Source organism: Streptomyces sp. LUP47B, assembly GCF_001746295.1.
Classification (GTDB): domain Bacteria; phylum Actinomycetota; class Actinomycetes; order Streptomycetales; family Streptomycetaceae; genus Streptomyces.
Genome location: NZ_MJAH01000021.1, coordinates 85986 through 104159, shown reverse-complemented (window position 1 = coordinate 104159; position 18174 = coordinate 85986). Strand labels below are relative to the sequence as shown.

Below are 18174 nucleotides of genomic sequence, written 5' to 3'. Positions count from 1 at the left end.
GACACCGAGGAGTCACGGGAGCGGTGTGCTCGAACCGTGGCTCGGTGCGGCCCTACGCCAAGGAGAGGAACATGACGGTCAACGTACCAGGGGCTCAGCCCTGGGTCAGGCCTTCGACCAGCTCGTCCGCCGCGCGGTAGGCGTCCAGTTCGCCGGCGACGATCCGCTCGGCGAGCGCGTCCAGGCGCCGGTCGCCCCTGAGGTCGCCGATGCGTTCGCGCAGGGCGGTGACGGCGATGGTCTCGACCTCGTGGGCGGCGCGGCTGCGGCGGCGCTCGGCGAGGACGCCGCGCTCCTCCATCCAGGCGCGGTGTTTCTCCAGGGCCTCCACGACCTCGTCGACGCCCTCGGCGCGGGCGGCGACCGTCTTGACGATCGGCGGGCGCCAGTCGCCGGGGCCGCGGGACTCCCCCAGGCCCAGCATGTGGTTGAGCTCGCGGGCGGTCGCGTCGGCGCCGTCCCGGTCGGCCTTGTTGACGACGTACACGTCGCCGATCTCCAGGATTCCGGCCTTGGCGGCCTGGATGCCGTCGCCCATCCCGGGGGCCAGCAGCACCACGGACGTGTCCGCCTGGGCGGCGATCTCCACCTCGGACTGGCCGACGCCGACCGTCTCGACCAGGATCACGTCGCAGCCGGCCGCGTCCAGGACCCGGATGGCCTGCGGGGCGGCCCAGGCGAGACCGCCGAGGTGGCCGCGGGTCGCCATGGAGCGGATGTAGACGCCGGAGTCGGAGGCGTGCTCCGACATGCGCACCCGGTCGCCGAGCAGGGCACCGCCGGAGAACGGCGAGGACGGGTCGACGGCCAGGACGCCGACCCGTCTGCCCTGCTTGCGGTAGGCGGTCACGAGAGCCGAGGTGGACGTCGACTTGCCCACCCCGGGCGAGCCCGTCAGGCCCACCACGTACGCGTTGCCCGTGAGCGGGGCGAGTGTCGCCATGACCTCCCTGAGCTGCGGGGACGCCCCCTCCACGAGGGAGATCAGCCGGGCCACGGCCCGCGGGCGGCCCTCCCTGGCCTGGGCCACCAGGGTGGAGACGTCCTGCATCACAGCTCCGTTCAGATGGGCGACGTACGAGGACTCAGGCCTTTGGTACCCGCACGACGAGCGCGTCACCCTGACCGCCGCCACCGCACAGCGCGGCCGCGCCGACCCCGCCGCCGCGCCGCTTGAGCTCCAGGGCGAGGTGCAGGACGAGCCGGGCGCCGGACATGCCGATGGGGTGGCCGAGGGCGATGGCGCCGCCGTTCACGTTCACCTTTTCGGTGGATACGCCGAGATCCTTCATCGACTGGACCGCGACGGCCGCGAACGCCTCGTTGATCTCGATCAGGTCGAGGTCGGAGACCTCCAGGCCCTCCTTCTTGAGGGCGTGCAGGATGGCGTTGGACGGCTGGGACTGCAGGGAGTTGTCCGGACCCGCCACATTGCCGTGGGCGCCGATCTCGGCGATCCAGTCGAGACCGAGCTCCTGCGCCTTGGCCTTGCTCATGACGACCACGGCCGCCGCCCCGTCCGAGATCTGCGAGGAGGTTCCGGCGGTGATGGTGCCGTCCTTGGTGAACGCGGGGCGCAGCTTGCCCAGGGACTCGGCCGTGGTGTCGGCGCGGATGCCCTCGTCCTTGCTGAAGACGACCGGCTCGCCCTTGCGCTGCGGGATCTCGACCGGGGTGATCTCGGCCTCGAAGACGCCGTTCTTCTGTGCGGCGGCGGCCCGCTGGTGGGACAGGGCGGCGATCTCGTCCTGCTCGGGGCGCCGGATGCCGAGGCGGGTGTTGTGCGTCTCCGTCGACTGGCCCATGGGGATGTTCTCCCAGGGGTCGGTCAGGCCGTCGTGGGCCATCGCGTCGAGCATCTCGATCGCGCCGTACTTGAAGCCCTCGCGGGACTTCGGGAGCAGGTGGGGCGCGTTGGTCATGGACTCCTGGCCGCCCGCGACGACCACGTCGAACTCGCCGGCGCGGATCAGCTGGTCGGCCAGCGCGATCGCGTCGAGGCCCGAGAGACACACCTTGTTGATGGTCAGCGCCGGGACGCTCATCGGGATGCCGGCCTTGACCGCGGCCTGGCGGGCCGGAATCTGACCCGCGCCGGCCTGCAGGACCTGGCCCATGATGACGTACTGCACCTGGTCGCCACCGATCCCCGCACGGTCGAGGGCGGCCTTGATCGCGAAGCCGCCGAGGTCGGCTCCGGAGAAGGACTTCAGCGAGCCCAGCAACCGTCCCATGGGCGTACGGGCGCCCGCGACGATCACCGAGGTCGTGCTGTTCGATCCAGACATGAGGTGCGATCCCCTTACCGGCTGCACTGCCGAGGAGTGAACGAGGGTTTACTTCGAATGTACTGAGTGGCACTCCGTGCCGTCATCGCCCCGTCGGTGTGATCGCGCGCACGTTGCGTAACCATCGTAAGAGCGCTGCACTGACAACATGCTGACGCGAATCGACCACATCGGAATCGCCTGCTTCGACCTCGACAAGACCGTCGAGTTCTACCGGGCCACCTACGGCTTCGAGGTGTTCCACTCCGAGGTCAACGAGGAGCAGGGCGTGCGCGAGGCCATGCTCAAGATCAACGAGACCTCCGACGGCGGCGCCTCCTACCTGCAGCTTCTCGAGCCGACCCGCCCCGACTCGACCGTCGCCAAGTGGCTGGACAAGAACGGCGAGGGTGTCCACCACATCGCTTTCGGTACGGCGGACGTGGACGCGGAGGCCGCGGACATCAAGGACAAGGGCGTACGCGTCCTGTACGAGGAGCCGCGACGCGGCTCCATGGGGTCACGGATCACCTTCCTGCACCCGAAGGATTGCCACGGAGTACTGACAGAACTGGTCACTTCGGCGCCTGTTGAGTCACCTGAGCACTGACCCTCGTACATATGGGCCGGTAGGGTTGGGGGCGGTCGCCGCTCTTCCCAGGGCGACCGGGTCCTGCCCATGACGGCAGAACCGAGCCGGGGTCCGGGTTTCGGGGGGCGAGCGGCGGGCAGCAGCCCATGCTCCGCCGTTGATCTGACACCATTCCCCGGGGGCCCCGTTCGGCGGATGGACAGGGCTCGTCAGGAGAGACTTGCGACCAGGGGACGGATGGGACCGCGCAGTGCGGGGCTACGAACGCCAGGAGCGAGAGCCGGCGGCTGACGTCGACCACCTCTCTCGGTTCGAGGCCGAGATGGAGCGGCTGAAGACCGAGCGGGAAAAGGCGATCCAGCACGCCGAGGACCTCGGCTACCAGGTCGAGGTGCTGCGCGCCAAGTTGCACGAGGCGCGGCGCACCCTCATGTCCCGGCCCGAATTCGGCGGCGGGGACATCGGCTACCAGGCCGAACAGTTGCTGCGCAATGCCCAGATCCAGGCCGACCAGTTGCGCCAGGACGCCGAGCGCGAACTGAGCCAGGTCCGCGCCCAGACCCAGCGCATCCTCCAGGAGCACGCCGAGCAGGCCGCGCGTCTGCAGGCTGAGCTGCACCAGGAGGCCGTCACCCGCCGCCAGCAGCTCGACCAGGAGCTGGCAGAGCGCCGGCAGACCGTCGAGTCGCACGTCAACGAGAACGTGGCGTGGGCCGAGCAGCTGCGCGCTCGCAGCGAGTCGCAGGCCCGACGGCTCCTGGAGGAGTCCCGTGCCGAGGCCGAGCAGGCCATGGCGGCCGCCCGCGCCGAGGCCGAGCGGGTCACCTCCGAGGCCCGCCAGCGTCTGCAGAGCGAGGCCGAGGCCGCCCGCACGGAGGCCGAACAGCTGCTGCGCCGCGCCCGCGCGGACGCCGAGCGCCTGCTCGACGCCGCCTCCACGCAGGCCCAGGAGGCCACCGACCACGCCGAGCAGCTGCGCACGTCCACGGCGACCGAGTCGGACAGCGCCCGCCGCCAGGCCACCGAGCTCAGCCGGGCCGCCGAACAGCGGATGACCGAGGCCGAGGAGGCGCTGCGCAAGGCGCAGGCCGAGGCCGAGAAGGTGCTCACCGAGGCGAAGTCGGCCGCCGAGAAGACGCTCGCGAGCGCGGAGTCGGCCAACGAACAGCGCACCCGTACGGCCAAGGAACAGGTCGCCCGGCTGGTCACCGAGGCCAGCCAGGAGGCCGAGGCGACCAAGGAGGCCGCCGAGCAGATCGTCGCGGACGCCCGCGCCGAGGCCGAGAAGATCGTCACCGAGGCCGCCGAGAAGGCCCGCACGCTCACCGCCGAGGAGAGCGCGACCCAGCTGTCCAAGGCGGCCAAGACCGCCGAGGACGTCCTCAACAAGGCACAGGAGGACGCGCAGCGGACCACCAGGGCCGCCACCGAGGAGGCCGAGCGGATCCGCCGGGAGGCGGAGACCGAGGCGGACCGGCTGCGCGCCGAGGCGCACGACATCGCCGAGCAGCTCAAGGGCACGGCGAAGGACGACACCAAGGAGTACCGCGCCAAGACGGTCGAGCTGCAGGAGGAGGCCCGCCGGCTGCGCGGCGACGCCGAGCAGCTGCGCGCCGACGCGGTCGCCGAGGGCGAGAAGATCCGCGCGGAGGCCCGCAAGGAGGCCGTCCAGCAGATCGAGGAGGCGGCGAAGACCGCCGAGGAGCTGCTCTCCAAGGCGAAGGCGGACGCCGACGAGCTGCGCCAGACCGCCACCACGGACAGCGAGAAGGTCCGCACCGAGGCCATCGAGCGCGCCACCGCGCTGCGCCGGCAGGCCGAGGAGACCCTGGAGCGCACCCGCAACGAGGCCGAGCGGCAGCGCGCCGAGGCCGTCGAACTGTCCGAGGAGATCACAGCCGCCGCCGAGCGGGCCGCGGGCGAGCTGCACGAGGAGACCGAGCGGGCCATAGAGGCCCGCCGTGTCGAGGCCGCCGAGGAACTGACCCGGCTGCACGCCGAGGCCGAGGAGCGTCTCGCCGCCGCCGAGCGGGCCCTCACCGAGGCCCGTGAGGAGGCCGCGCGGATCCGCCGCGAGGCCGCCGAGGAGAGCGACCGGCTGCGCGGCGAGGCCGCTGAGCGGATCCGCACCCTGCAACAGCAGGCCGAGGCGGAGGCCGACAGGCTGCGCACCGAGGCCGCGTCCGACGCGTCGGCCTCCCGTGCCGAGGGTGAGGCCGTCGCCGTACGGCTGCGTTCCGAGGCCGCCGCGGAGGCGGAGCGGCTCAAGACCGAGGCGCAGGACACCGCGGACCGGGTCCGTGCGGAGGCGCGCGCCGCCGCCGAGCGGCTCGCCACCGAGGCGTCCGAGACGCTGTCCGCCGCCCAGGAGGAGGCCGACCGGCGCCGCCGGGAGGCCGAGGAGTATCTCGGCTCGGCTCGCCAGGAGGCCGACCAGGAGCGTGAGCGGGCCCGCGAACAGAGCGAGGAGCTGCTGGCCTCGGCGCGCAACCGCGTGGAGGAGGCCCAGGCCGAGGCCGTACGGCTGGTCGAGGAGGCGGACCGGCGGGCCGGCGAGATGGTGTCGGCCGCCGAGCAGCACGCCCAGCAGGTGCGGGACTCCGTCGCCGGGCTGCACGAGCAGGCGCAGGAGGAGATCACCGGGCTGCGTTCCGCCGCCGAGCACGTGGCGGACCGTACCCGGCGCGAGGCTCAGGAGGAGGCCGACCGGGTCCGCTCGGACGCCTACTCCGAGCGGGAGCGGGCCAGCGAGGACGCGGCCCGGATCCGGCGCGAGGCCACCGCGGAGACGGACGCCGCCAAGTCCCTTGCCGAGCGCACCGTCTCGGACGCGATCGCGGAGGCGGAGCGGCTCAGGTCGGAGTCGTCCGAGTACGCCCAGCGGGCGCGCACCGAGGCCTCGGACGCCGTCGCCCAGGCCGAGCAGGACGCCTCCCGGACCCGGGCGGAGGCCCGCGAGGACGCCAACCGCATCCGCTCGGACGCGGCGACGCAGGCCGACACCCTCATCACCGAGGCGCGCAACGAGGCGGAGCGGCTCACCGAGGAGACCATCAACGACACCGACCGGCTGCGGACGGAGACCGTCGCCGAAGCCGAGCGGGTGCGCGCCGAGTCGGTCGCCAAGGCCGAGCAGCTGATCGGGGAGGCCTCCGGGGACGCGGAGCGGCTGCGTGCCGAGGCCGCCCAGACGGTCGGGCAGGCCCAGCAGCACGCGGAGCGGATCCGTGCCGAGGCCGAGCGGGTCAGGGCGGACGCGGCGGCCGCGGCCGAGGAACTGGTCAACTCCGCGCGCGCGGAGGCCGATCGCACCCTCGACGAGGCCCGCAAGGACGCCAACAAGCGGCGTTCCGAGGCGGCCGAACAGGTCGACACGCTCATCACGGAGACGGCCGCCGAGGCGGACAAGCTGCTCACCGAGGCACAGCAGCAGGCTCTCAAGACGACCGCGGACGCGGAGGCGCAGGCCGACACCATGGTGGGCGCGGCCCGCCACGAGGCCGACCGGCTGGTGTCCGAGGCGACCGTCGAGGGCAACGCGCGTGTGGAGAAGGCCCGCACGGACGCGGACGAACTGCTCGTCGGTGCCCGCCGGGACGCCACCGCGATAAGGGAGCGCGCGGAGGAGCTGCGCGACCGGATCACGGGCGAGATCGAGGCGCTGCACGAGCGGGCCCGCCGTGAGGCCGCGGAGACCATGAAGTCGACCGGCGACCGCTGCGACGCGCTCATCAAGGCCGCGGAGGAACAGCTCGGCAAGGCCCAGGCGAAGGCCAAGGAGCTGGTCTCGGAGGCCAATTCGGAGGCCGGCAAGGTGCGTATCGCCGCGGTCAAGAAGGCCGAGGGGCTCCTCAAGGAGGCCGAGCAGAAGAAGGCCACCCTGGTCCGGGAGGCCGAGGAGCTCAAGGCCGAGGCGATCCGCGAGGCGAAGCGCACGGTCGAGGAGGGCAAGCGCGAGCTCGAGGTTCTCGTCCGCCGCCGTGAGGACATCAACACCGAGATCTCCCGTGTTCAGGATGTCCTGGAGGCGTTGGAGTCCTTCGAGGCCCCGTCGGCGGGCAAGGACGGCGGCGTCAAGGCGGGAGCCGCGGTCGGCGCCCCTCGTTCGGGTAAGCCCTCGGACAGCTGACCGACTGGTCGGAATCCGGTCCCGTCTGGGGCCTTTGACCAAGTTTTTGGCAAGCCGTCCCGGGGTTAGCCACTCAAAAGGGGTGTCATTCTCCAGATCAAACACGTATCCGCTCGATGACACACCGCTTAGGCCCCTAGGATTCCCCCTATCACCTCACCGGTCTCATTTGACAGGAACCCCATGAGCGACACTTCCCCCTACGGCTTCGAGCTTGTGCGGCGTGGGTACGACCGCGCTCAGGTGGACGAACGGATCTCCAAGCTCGTCTCCGACCGTGACAGCGCTCTCTCCCGCATCACCGCACTGGAGAAGCGCATCGAGGAGCTCCACCTCGAGACGCAGAACGCCCAGGCCCAGGTCTCCGACGCAGAGCCGTCGTACGCCGGCCTCGGCGCGCGTGTCGAGAAGATCCTCCGCCTCGCCGAGGAGGAGGCCAAGGACCTGCGCGAGGAGGCCCGTCGCGCGGCCGAGCAGCACCGCGAACTCGCCGAGTCGGCGGCCCAGCAGGTCCGCAACGACGCAGAATCGTTCGCTGCGGAGCGCAAGGCCAAGGCCGAGGACGAGGGCGTCCGGATTGTCGAGAAGGCCAAGAGCGACTCCTCTCAGCTCCGTCAGGAGGCGCAGAAGGACGCGCAGCAGAAGCGTGAGGAGGCGGACGCCCTCTTCGAGGAGACCCGCGCCAAGGCCGCGCAGGCCGCCGCCGACTTCGAGACCAACCTCGCCAAGCGCCGCGAGCAGTCCGAGCGCGACCTGGCCTCGCGTCAGCAGAAGGCGGAGAAGCGTCTCGCGGAGATCGAGCACCGCGCGGAGCAGCTGCGCCTGGAGGCCGAGAAGCTGCGTACCGACGCCGAGCGCCGCGCCCGCCAGACGGTGGAGACCGCGCAGCGCCAGGCCGAGGACATCGTGGCCGACGCCAACGCCAAGGCCGACCGCATCCGTTCGGAATCCGAGCGGGAGCTCGCGGCCCTGACGAACCGTCGCGACTCGATCAACGCCCAGCTGACGAACGTCCGCGAGATGCTCGCCACGCTCACGGGCGCCGCGGTGGCCGCCGCCGGCACCCCGGCCGACGACGAGCCGATCTCCCGTGGGGTTCCGGCCCAGCAGTCCCGGTAACACCGCCTGACGGCACATCAAGGCCCGCACCTTCTCCCCCGACAGGTGCGGGCCTTCGGCGTGTCCGAGGGCTCGCAGTGCACGAGGGGAAGGAAGACGTCGTCGACGATCAGGCCGGCCGCCGGGGGGCCGACCGCGCTCGGCCGCCCGCCGTGGCGGTACGGCTTCGACATTATTTGCCTCTCTCGTCGGTCTCCGTTTGCCCATACGATTGGCATCTGCCGACCCCCGCACCTAGCGTGGTCCGCATGATCGAGCTAGCGGGGTTGACGAAGCGGTACGGCGAGAAGGTGGCGGTCAACAATCTGACCTTCACCGTCAGACCCGGCATCGTCACGGGCTTCCTCGGTCCCAACGGCGCCGGCAAGTCGACCACCATGCGGATGATGCTGGGCCTGGACCGGCCCACCGCCGGGGACGTCCGCATCGACGGCAAGCACTACGACCAGCTCAAGGACCCGCTCACGTACATCGGCGCCCTGCTGGACGCAAAGGCCATGCACGGCGGGCGCAGCGCCTTCAATCACCTGCTGTGTCTCGCGCAGAGCAACGGCATCCCGAAGCAGCGGGTGCACGAGGTCCTCGACACGGTCGGTCTCACCGCCGTCGCGAGGAAGAAGGCCAAGGGTTTCTCGCTCGGCATGGGCCAGCGGCTCGGCATCGCGGGCGCGTTGCTCGGTGACCCGCAGATCCTGATGTTCGACGAGCCGGTCAACGGGCTCGACCCCGAGGGCATCCACTGGATCCGCAACCTGATGAAGTCCCTTGCCGCGCAGGGCCGTACGGTCTTCGTCTCCTCCCATCTCATGAGTGAGATGGCGCTGACCGCCGACCACCTCGTCGTCATCGGCCAGGGCCGGCTGCTCGCCGACACCTCCATGGCCGACTTCATCGCGCAGAACTCGCGGTCCTACGTCCGGATCCGCACCCCGCAGCGCGAGCGGCTGCTCGACGTGCTGCACGCGGCCGGGGTCACCGTCGTGGAGACGGGGAACGGCACGCTGGAGGTCGACGGAAGCAAGTCCGAGTACATCGGCGAGCTGGCCGCGCAGCACCAGATCGTGCTGCACGAGCTGAGTCCCCAACAGGCCTCCCTGGAGGAGGCGTTCATGCAGCTGACCGCGGAGTCGGTCGAGTACCACGCCCACAGCGACACACCCGTCGACGCACCGCTGCCGCCCCAGCAGCGGTGGGGCGACGCCTGGAAGGGGAAGTGACCATGGCGGCGACCCAGGTCATCCGCTCGGAGTGGACCAAGATCCGGTCGGTGGCCTCCACGGTGTGGACGCTCTCCCTCGCCGTGGTCGTCACCATCGGGCTCGGCATCCTGATCTCGGCCCTGTCGAAGAACGAGTTCGACAACATGAGCCGCGAGGACAAGCTCTCCTTCGACCCGACCTTCATCAGCTTCGCCGGGATGAGCCTCGGGCAGCTCGCGATGATCGTGTTCGGGGTGCTCGTCGTCTCGAACGAGTACAGCACCGGCATGATCCGGACCTCGCTGGCCGCCGTGCCGCAGCGCGGCAGCTTCCTGGTCAGCAAGATCGCGGTCGCCACCGGGCTCTCGCTGGCCGTCGGTCTCGTCACCAGCTTCGTCACGTTCTTCCTCGGGCAGGCGGTGCTCGGCTCGCACCGGGCGGAGATCGGTGACCCGGGCGTACTGCGGGCCGTGATCGGCGGCGGCGTCTACATGACCCTCATCGCGATGTTCTCGATGGGCGTCGCCGCGATGCTGCGCTCGCCGATGCTGTCGCTGGGCATCCTGATGCCGTTCTTCTTCCTCATCTCCAACATCCTCGGCAACGTCTCCGCCACCAAGAAGATCGGCCGGTTCCTGCCGGACCAGGCCGGCAGCAGGATCATGCAGGTGGTCACCCCGATCGACGACGACACTCCCTACGGCCCCTGGGGCGGGCTCGGGATCATGGCGCTGTGGGTGGCCGCCGCACTGATCGGCGGTTACGTCCTGTTGAAGAAGCGGGACGCGTGACGCGCCGAGCCTTTGCTTTCATTTGAGCGGAACCGTCAGCGCCCCGATAAGCTCCTAACCCTTACGGGGGGCGTGTGCCCCGCTGTCCTGAACCTTGCGATGGGTGCGGAGCATGATCGAGGCAGTCGGCCTGACCAAGCGCTACGGCGACAAGACCGCTGTGTACAACCTTTCCTTCCAGGTGCGTCCCGGTGCCGTCACCGGCTTCCTGGGCCCCAACGGCTCGGGCAAGTCGACGACCATGCGGATGATCCTCGGCCTTGACAACCCCACCTCGGGGCAGGTGACGATCGGCGGCTACCCCTATCGCAGGCTGCCCAACGCGGCCCGGCAGGTCGGTGCGCTCCTCGACGCCAAGGCCGTGCACGGCGGGCGGGCGGCCCGTAACCACCTGCTGTGCCTGGCCCAGCTGTCCGGGATCCCGGCCCGCAGGGTGGACGAGGTGCTGGGCGTGGTCGGCCTCCAGGACGTGGCCAGGAAGCGTTCCAAGGGCTTCTCCCTCGGCATGGGGCAGCGGCTGGGGATCGCGGCCGCGCTGCTCGGCGACCCGCAGGTGCTGCTCTTCGACGAGCCGGTCAACGGGCTCGACCCCGAGGGCATCCTGTGGGTGCGCAACCTGATGAAGGCGCTCGCGGCGGAGGGCCGCACGGTCTTCGTCTCCTCCCACCTCATGAGCGAGATGGCGCTGACCGCCGACCATCTCATCGTCATCGGACGCGGACAGCTGCTCGCCGACATGAGCATCCAGGACTTCATCGCCGCGAACTCCGCGGGCTTCGCGCGGGTGCGGACGCCGGACACCGAGCCGCAGCTGCGCGAGAAGCTGTCCTCCGCGATCACCGAGGCGGGCGGGCACGTCCTGCCGGAGCAGGACGGGGCGCTGCGGGTCACGGGGCTGGCCCTCCCCCGCATCAGCGACATCGCGCACGACACGGACGTACGCCTGTGGGAGCTGTCGCCGCACCAGGCCTCGCTGGAGGAGGCCTACATGCGGATGACGCAGGGCGCGGTGGACTACCGCTCGACCATCGACCAGAAGGCGGGCCTGATGCAGCCCCTCCCGCCGGGGACGCAGCCGCCCATGCCGGTCCCGGGCCAGGGCCAGCCGGGCTGGTACGCCCCGCCGCCGCCCCAGCAGGGCGGTCAGCCGTTCACGGGCCCGCAGGGCCAGGCGCCGACGGGCCCGTACGGCGGTCCCGGCACCGGCACACCCAATCCGTACGCCCAGGCGGGCCCCGCGGCCCCCCAGGGCCAGGCTCAGCCGCCCTTCCAGCCTCCCGCGGCTCCGCTTTCCGCCGCTCCGCCCGGAGCCTTCCCGGCCGCACCGGCGCCGCAGTCGCAGGCCTCCGCACAGAGCGCCGCGCCGGCGCCGCAGGCATCCGCTCCCGCCACCCCGACCAAGCCCGAGGACGTCCGATGAGCACCCCGCAGCCCTCGATGCCGCAGGCCCAGGCCGCCGTGCCGAACCGGCAGCCGGCGAACGGGCCGTCGTACCCCGGCTACACCTCGCCGATCCCCGTCGTGCGCACCCATCTCGGGAACGCCATCGCGTCGGAGTGGACGAAGATCCGGTCGGTGCGGTCGACGATCTGGACGCTGGGCGTGTTCGTGCTGCTCGTGATCGGGATCGGGCTGGGGGTCGCCGCGCTGGTCGCCGCCAACGCCTCGACGGAGAGCATCCGGGACGAGAACCCGCTGTCGTTCGGCTTCTTCGGGGTGCTGCTCGGCAGCATGTGCGTCATCACGCTCGGGGTGCTGACCACGGCCTCGGAGTACGGCACCGGAATGATCCGTACGACGATGGTCGCCTGTCCCTCCCGCGGCCGTATCCTCACGGCGAAGGCGGTCGTGTTCTTCGCCGTCGCCTTCGTGACCACCCTGGTCTCGGTCCTCGTCGTCGCCCTGGCGGACGTGGCGCTGCTGGACGGCGCCCGGACTCCGACCGGCCAGGAGTGGCTGAAGGGCACCATCGGGATCTCGCTCTACATCGCCCTGCTCGGCCTGTTCTCGCTGATCATCGGCTCGATCATCCGGCACTCGGCGGGCGCGATCACCATCATGATCGGTGTCGTGCTGGCCCCGCTGGTCATCGCGCTGTTCATGTTCTCGCAGTCGCTGGAGGGCCTGCGCCAGGGGCTGTTCGAGTACTCCATCCCGAACCAGCTCAGCGTGTTCTACTCCAACTCCCTCACCGAGACCGGCCCCTCGGGCTGGGACCCGCTGTGGATCATCGTCGGTCTGACGGCCGTCGCGTTCGCCGGCGCCTACGCCCTGCTGGAGAAGCGGGACGTGTAGAACAGCCCTAGAACCTAGGCGCGTTACGGGACCGCTGCACCCGCGTGGTGCGGCGGTCCCGTGCGTTCCAGCACGCCTTGTGCCAGTGTCTGCGCTCGTCGACACCCGAGTGGTCCGGCCAGGCCACGACGTGCGGGACACCGTCCGGGATCATCTGGTCGCAGCCCGGACACCGGTACGTCTTGCCCTGCGCGCTCGCCCCAGCCACATGCCGGACGTTCCAGTCCTCGCCCTGCCAGTGCGTCGAGGACTGGAAGCCGCCGTAACGGCCGGAACGGTCGTCCTCGGCACTCCGGCCGGCCGAGTCCGACGAACCGGAACCCTTGGGTCGGTTGCGACGCGGGGACACAGGACACCTCACGGGGCTATACAGGGAGCAGGGACCGTGTCCAGCCTACGCGGCAGGAGGCGGGGTACGCGTAGGGCACCAACCCCCACAAGTGCCCCTCCGGGGCGACTCATTCTGCAGACAATCGGCAAATCTCTCCGCCAGGCCGTGTCCTCGGCACGTGTCAGGAGGTTATGCCGGGTGGGGGAGCTCCGTGTCGGAGCCAAGGAAGCAGGAAGAGCACATGCACGTTGGAAGTTTCGTGTTGGCGGCCCAGTTCCCGGGGCAGGGCCAGGGGGAGGCGCTGCACCGCGCGGTCCGCTCGGCCGAGGTCGCGGAGGAGGCCGGGCTCGACGCGGTCTGGCTGGCAGAACACCACTTCGTGCCGTACGGCACCTGCCCGTCCGCGATCACCCTGGCGGCCTTGCTGCTGGGCCGCACCCGCCGTATCCGCGTCGGCACCGCCGTGAGCGTGCTGCCCACGGCCCACCCCGTCGCCCTCGGCGAACAGGCCGCGCTGCTGCACATGACGAGCGGCGGGCGCTTCTCGCTGGGCGTGGGCCGCGGCGGTCCGTGGGTCGATCTGGAGGTCTTCGGGTCGGGTCTCCAGGCGTACGAGCAGGGGTTCCCGGAATCACTCGATCTGCTGGTGCGCTGGCTGCGCGAACCCTCCGTCGGAGCCGACGGCGAGCGCTTCCGCTTCCGTGAAGTTCCCGTCGTACCAAGGCCGTCGGAGTCGCTCACGGAAGCGGAGGGTCCCGAGGTGATCGTCGCCTGCACCTCCCCGGCGAGCGTCCGGCTGGCCGCCGAGCGCGGGCTGCCGATGCTGCTCGGAATGCATGTCGGGGACGAGGAGAAGGCGGAGATGGTCGCCCTGTGGCGCAGGCACGCGCGCACCGCCGGACACGCGCCGGAGAAGGTCCTGGACGCGCCCCATGTCTCGGCCGGCGTCTGCCAGCTCGCGGACCGGCGCACGGACGCGGTGGAGGCCCTGGTGAAGGCGATGCCGGGCTGGCTCAGGCAGGGACTCGGCGCCCATGTCACGGTCGACGGCCGTGCCCGGCAGATGCGCGATCCGGTGGCCTACACCGAACTGCTCTGCGGGCTGCACCCGGTGGGGACCCCGCGGCTCGCCGCCGACCGCCTCGCGGCGACCAGCGAACGGACGGGTGTCTCCCGCTTCGCCCTGCTCGTCGAGGGCTCGGGCGATCTGGCGGCCACCGAGGAGAACGTACGGCGGCTGGGTGCGGAAGTGCTGCCGCATCTGACCTGAAAGGAACAACCCTGCCCGGCGGGAGCTTGCCGCCCCGGTACTGATGCACCTCCCGCGTACGGAGCGGCAAGCAAGCGGCACCGCCTCAGCAGTCCCGGAACTCCGGAGACTGGTTCAGCAGCTGACTGCGCACCGAGGTGAAGCGGACCAGCGTCTCGTCGACCGAGGAGTCCAACGGGAACACCGCCACCCGGTGGCAGTTCTGGAAGGCCAGCCGCACACCGAAGTGCCGCTGCAGCGCGCCGCGTATCGCGTCACTCGCAAGCGCACGCAGCAGCTGACCGCGTGCCTGCTCGTCCGGCGGGGGCGTCTGGTTGTCGGCGAAGTTGCCGCCGTCCACCTTCAGCTGGGCCACCAGGGAGCTGATCATCTCCCATGCGTAGGGCAGGGAGGTCCGGACGCAGTCGACGAATTCCGCTTCGTCGACCTCGCCTCGCTCGGCCTTCTCGAGTAGGGCCGGTGAGACGTCGAGCGACATGGGTTCTCCTCTCGCACCCCCGATTTCTCAGGGGTTGCCGGACAGATGAGGGAGTTCGCGCTGCCGGACACGCTCAGTACACGCCTCGCGACCTCCCGTTTACTACGGTAGGCAACCGCCGGTGACGGCACCAGGAGAATGCGAACAAAGGGCACTCCCAACAGGCCCACAATCGGCCACAAGTGAACAGGGTTTCTCCACAGCCTTACGGGCCGAATCGCGTGGACATGCGCCCGTCGAGTAGCGTTGCCGACCATGCGTCTCGTCATTGCCCGGTGTTCCGTCGACTACGCGGGCCGGCTCACCGCCCACCTGCCCTCGGCCCCCCGTCTGATCCTGGTGAAGGCCGACGGCAGCGTCTCCATCCACGCCGACGACCGGGCCTACAAGCCCCTGAACTGGATGTCGCCGCCCTGCACGTTGAAGGAGGGGACCGGCGACGAGGAAGGCGTCTGGACCGTCATCAACAAGGCGGGCGAGAAGCTCATCATCACGATGGAGGAAGTCCTCCACGATTCCTCGCACGAACTGGGCGTGGACCCCGGCCTGATCAAGGACGGCGTGGAAGCACACCTTCAGGAGCTGCTCGCCGACCGCATCGAAACGCTCGGCGACGGCTACACCCTGATCCGCCGCGAGTACATGACGGCCATCGGCCCGGTCGACATCCTGTGCCGGGACGCCGACGGCCAGACGGTCGCGGTGGAGATCAAGCGGCGCGGCGAGATCGACGGCGTCGAGCAACTCACCCGCTACCTCGACCTGTTGAACCGGGACCCCCATCTGGCCCCGGTCCGCGGCATCTTCGCCGCCCAGGAGATCAAGCCCCAGGCCCGTGTCCTCGCCACCGACCGCGGCATCGGCTGCCACGTCATGGACTACAACGCGCTGCGGGGCATCGAGGACGACAAACTGCGGCTGTTCTGACAGCGCCACTTCCTCTACGACGACGAGGGCCGGGTCCGATACGTGGACCCGGCCCTCTTGTGTCGCGCTGTGCGTCAGATGACCTGCGCCGAGCTGCTCGGCGAGTTCACCGCGCTGCTCTGCGGGGCACTGGCGGAGCTGCTGGTCTCCACCGGGGTGGTGGAGGCGGGGCCGCTGGCCGAGTTGGAGTTGGTGGGGGTCGTATTGGTCGGGGTGGCCGTGGGCGTGCTCGACGGCGGTTCCGACGTGCCGGACGGCGGCGACGACGGGGACCCGGAACCCGTTGGCGTGGACGGTGTCGACGGCTTCGTCGTCGACGGCTTGGGGGTCGTCGGCTTCGGCGAACTCGGCGTGCCGCTCCCCGGGCGCTGCGTCCCACTCGGCTTGTCCGAAGGCTCCGCCGCATCCGTGGGCGTCGGATCGTCCGAAGTCCCCCACGTCCCATCGGGTCCCGGGTCGGTCGGGCGGGACGTGGCCGTACCCGTGTCGCCCTTGCCGTCGTCGCTCTTCGGGACGTCCGCGCCGAGGTTGCCGTCGTCGATGCCGACGCTGGCCGACGGGTTGACGCCCACCTCGTTGGACGGGGAGTTCGGGTCGTTGTCGGAGGTGGCGCCCAGCGTCACGACCGTACCGAGCACCGCGACCAGCAGCGCACCCGCGCCGGCCGCGACGAGGTTGCGCTTGGCGAGGCCCTTGAGTCCGCCCCGGGCCTTGCGCGAGGGCGCGGGCGTGGAGGGCGAGCGGTGGACGACGATGGTCTGCGACTCGGCCGGCGGCTGGAGCGGCGGGAAGGCCGCGGGGACACCCCCGGGCGGTGAGGCGGACTCGTCGTACCGGGCGTCGGGTATCTCCTCGCCCGCCATCGCGCCGAGGCCGGCCAGGCCGGGCGCGGTGCCGTCCCGGTCGGAGACCAGGGTGAGGGCGCGGCGGCCCGCGACGGTGCCGCGCTTGTCGGCGAGGGCGCCGCGCAGGCCGATGGAGGCCTCCAGCTCGGCGCGGGCCCGGTCGAGCTGTCCGCCGCAGAGCGCGAGGATGCCGAGCTCGTGGTGGAAGTAGGCCTGTTCGGACACCTCACCGGCCAGCCGGGAGGCCTCGGAACCGGCCCGCAGAGAACGCTCCCAGGCCCCCCAGTGGCCGCCGGCGGCGAACGCGGGCGCCGCGGTGCGGGCCAACTGCACGGTGGTGACCTCCTCGCCCTCGATGGGCGCGGTGGTCGCCGGGACCAGGACGGCGAGGGCGGCGAGCAGGGCGTCGGCCTCGGCGCACACCCGCTCGGGGGTGACCGAGGGGTGTCCGGCCCACCAGCCGTAGTGCTGGGCGGCGGTGAGGGCGGGGGTCTGGATGTCGTCGCCGTATCCGGCGGCCTCCAGCTGGGTGAGGACACCGGCGGCGAGCCGGTAGCGGGAGCCGACCGGGGAGACCAGACCGCAGTGCGCGAGCTCGCCGAGTGCGGCGTCCGCGTGGGTGTCGCCGACCAGTGCGGGCAGGTGCGCCTGGTGGGGCACCTCGCCGCCGAGCGCGACGGCGAACCGCAGGGTGGCGCGCGCGGACTCGCTCAGCCGGGAAGCGAGCAGCGGGGCCGGTGCCGCGGCCTCGCCGAGTGCGGGCAGGGGTATCTCCTCGCCCTCGTCGGGAGCGAGCTGGGCGTCGACCGGGGCCGCGTCCGCGAAGACGCCGAACTCGTCGACGGCGTTCGCCCCGGCCCGCATCCGGTCGCGCTGCCTGAGCAGAGCACCCGCCTGGACGAAGCGCAGGGGCAGCCCCTCGGACTCGAACCAGAGGTCGCCCGCCCAGTTCGACTCCTCTTCCGTCAGCACCCGGCCGACGGAACGCTCCAGGAGCTCCACACCGTCGGCGCGCTCCAGGCCGCTGAGGAAGATCTCCTCGACGGCGGAGTCGGCCGAGGGCGCGGGCACGTCGGGCGTGGCGCCGATCACGAACGCGCACTCGGGAGTGGCGTCCAGCAGTTCGTCGAGGGCCGCGCCGCCGAACTCGATGTCGTCGAGGACGACGACCGCGCCGACCTCCCGGACCAAGGCGAGCAGCTCGTCCCGGTCGGGTCGGTGCAGGGGCGAGCTGAAGACGGCGTAGAAGAGGTCGTACAGCAGCTCGCTCGCCGTGCGGTGGAAGCCGGTGAGGCGGACCACTCCGTCGGGGGCGAGGTCCGCGCAGTCCTCGGCGACGAGGTCGAGGAGGCTGGTGCGGCCGGAGCCGGCGGGGCCGGTCAGGCGTACCGAGCGGCCTCGGGCGAGCAGCCGCACGAGTCGTTCGCGCTCGTCCTGGCGGGCCAGGAGCGACAGCGGGGTGCGGGTCGGTCCGGGCGGGACCGGCGGGCGGGCCGCCCGGTCCACCTCGGCGCGTTCGGCGGCGCTGTATCTCTCGGGCCGTCCGGGCCGCTCGCCGGGCGGGCAGGCCTCTATCTCGCTGCCGTCGACGGGATTGACGGTGAGCAGGAAGTCACCGGCGACGAGCTGCACGGTGCGAGCGAGTGCGGGCGAGTGCTGGCCGAAGTCCGATGTGAGGGAGTCCCTGGGAGGCCGCTGACGCGGCGAGCCACCGTCGTCGTCATGGCCGTACTCCTCGGGTCCCCGGTTGTTCGGGTCCATAGGTTCAAGCCCCCCAAAAGCGTCTCGTGTGCCGTCAGTGGCCCCTCCCGGCCTGCAGCACACTGCGCTGTCGCTTCTGGTCCGGGCCCGCTGGAAGGGATGCAGACAGCGGGCGACCGAACCCTAAACCTTCGCTCAGTATCTACGACAGCCCGGGGTCCCGCGCCGTC

General features: G+C 71.2%; 14 protein-coding genes. 9 read left to right on the top strand and 5 right to left on the bottom strand.

Annotation, left to right across the window (positions count from 1 at the left end; all coding sequences use genetic code 11):
* Positions 1-94: 94 nt before the first annotated feature.
* Both meaB and BFN33_RS42515 read right to left on the bottom strand, forming a co-directional pair.
* Complete coding sequence (meaB, locus tag BFN33_RS42520) at positions 95-1051, bottom strand: methylmalonyl Co-A mutase-associated GTPase MeaB (protein WP_069765580.1); 957 nt, start codon at positions 1049-1051, stop codon at positions 95-97.
* Positions 1052-1085: 34 nt separating this feature from the next.
* Entirely contained in the window at positions 1086-2288 is a 1203-nt protein-coding gene (locus BFN33_RS42515) for an acetyl-CoA C-acetyltransferase (protein WP_069765579.1), read from the bottom strand.
* A 148-nt stretch (positions 2289-2436) separates the two neighbouring features.
* On the opposite strand from BFN33_RS42515, the gene mce reads away from it, so the two are divergent.
* From mce to BFN33_RS42480, 7 genes are all read left to right on the top strand, one after another.
* On the top strand, positions 2437-2877 hold the full coding sequence (gene mce / locus BFN33_RS42510) for a methylmalonyl-CoA epimerase (RefSeq protein ID WP_020136539.1): 441 nt from the start codon (positions 2437-2439) through the stop codon (positions 2875-2877).
* Between the two features lie 232 nt (positions 2878-3109).
* The gene (scy, locus tag BFN33_RS42505) at positions 3110-6988 is read left to right on the top strand and encodes a polarized growth protein Scy (RefSeq protein WP_069765578.1); all 3879 of its coding nucleotides are present in this window, start codon (positions 3110-3112) and stop codon (positions 6986-6988) included.
* Positions 6989-7171: 183 nt separating this feature from the next.
* Positions 7172-8107 (top strand): cellulose-binding protein, encoded by a 936-nt coding sequence (locus tag BFN33_RS42500; protein ID WP_069765577.1) that lies wholly within the window; start codon positions 7172-7174, stop codon positions 8105-8107.
* Between the two features lie 248 nt (positions 8108-8355).
* Positions 8356-9324, top strand: coding sequence for an ABC transporter ATP-binding protein (locus tag BFN33_RS42495; protein WP_069765576.1), 969 nt, complete (start codon positions 8356-8358; stop codon positions 9322-9324).
* A gap of 2 nt (positions 9325-9326) precedes the next feature.
* Positions 9327-10097 (top strand): ABC transporter permease, encoded by a 771-nt coding sequence (locus BFN33_RS42490; RefSeq protein ID WP_069765575.1) that lies wholly within the window; start codon positions 9327-9329, stop codon positions 10095-10097.
* Positions 10098-10209: 112 nt separating this feature from the next.
* Positions 10210-11517: an ABC transporter ATP-binding protein gene (locus BFN33_RS42485; protein WP_069765574.1), complete on the top strand. Its 1308-nt coding sequence runs from the start codon at positions 10210-10212 to the stop codon at positions 11515-11517.
* Positions 11514-12392 (top strand): ABC transporter permease subunit, encoded by an 879-nt coding sequence (locus BFN33_RS42480; protein ID WP_069765573.1) that lies wholly within the window; start codon positions 11514-11516, stop codon positions 12390-12392. The genes BFN33_RS42485 and BFN33_RS42480 overlap by 4 nt, the downstream gene beginning before the upstream one ends.
* A gap of 7 nt (positions 12393-12399) precedes the next feature.
* Here the strand turns inward: BFN33_RS42480 and BFN33_RS42475 are convergent, their stop codons facing one another.
* Positions 12400-12741 carry a hypothetical protein gene (locus tag BFN33_RS42475; RefSeq protein WP_037721485.1) on the bottom strand — a complete coding sequence of 114 codons (342 nt, stop codon included), beginning with the start codon at positions 12739-12741 and terminating at the stop codon, positions 12400-12402.
* Between the two features lie 223 nt (positions 12742-12964).
* Between BFN33_RS42475 and BFN33_RS42470 the strand changes: the two genes are divergently transcribed.
* On the top strand, positions 12965-13993 hold the full coding sequence (locus BFN33_RS42470; RefSeq protein ID WP_069765572.1) for an LLM class flavin-dependent oxidoreductase: 1029 nt from the start codon (positions 12965-12967) through the stop codon (positions 13991-13993).
* A gap of 85 nt (positions 13994-14078) precedes the next feature.
* Here BFN33_RS42470 and BFN33_RS42465 read toward each other — a convergent pair whose 3' ends face one another.
* Positions 14079-14471: an SCO5389 family protein gene (locus BFN33_RS42465; protein WP_007384741.1), complete on the bottom strand. Its 393-nt coding sequence runs from the start codon at positions 14469-14471 to the stop codon at positions 14079-14081.
* 255 nt (positions 14472-14726) lie between these two features.
* Here BFN33_RS42465 and nucS point away from each other — a divergent pair, with 255 nt between their 5' ends.
* Positions 14727-15398 carry an endonuclease NucS gene (gene nucS, locus BFN33_RS42460; protein ID WP_069765571.1) on the top strand — a complete coding sequence of 224 codons (672 nt, stop codon included), beginning with the start codon at positions 14727-14729 and terminating at the stop codon, positions 15396-15398.
* Positions 15399-15472: 74 nt separating this feature from the next.
* Here nucS and BFN33_RS42455 read toward each other — a convergent pair whose 3' ends face one another.
* On the bottom strand, positions 15473-18004 hold the full coding sequence (locus BFN33_RS42455; protein WP_069765570.1) for an ATP-binding protein: 2532 nt from the start codon (positions 18002-18004) through the stop codon (positions 15473-15475).
* Positions 18005-18174: the final 170 nt, after the last annotated feature.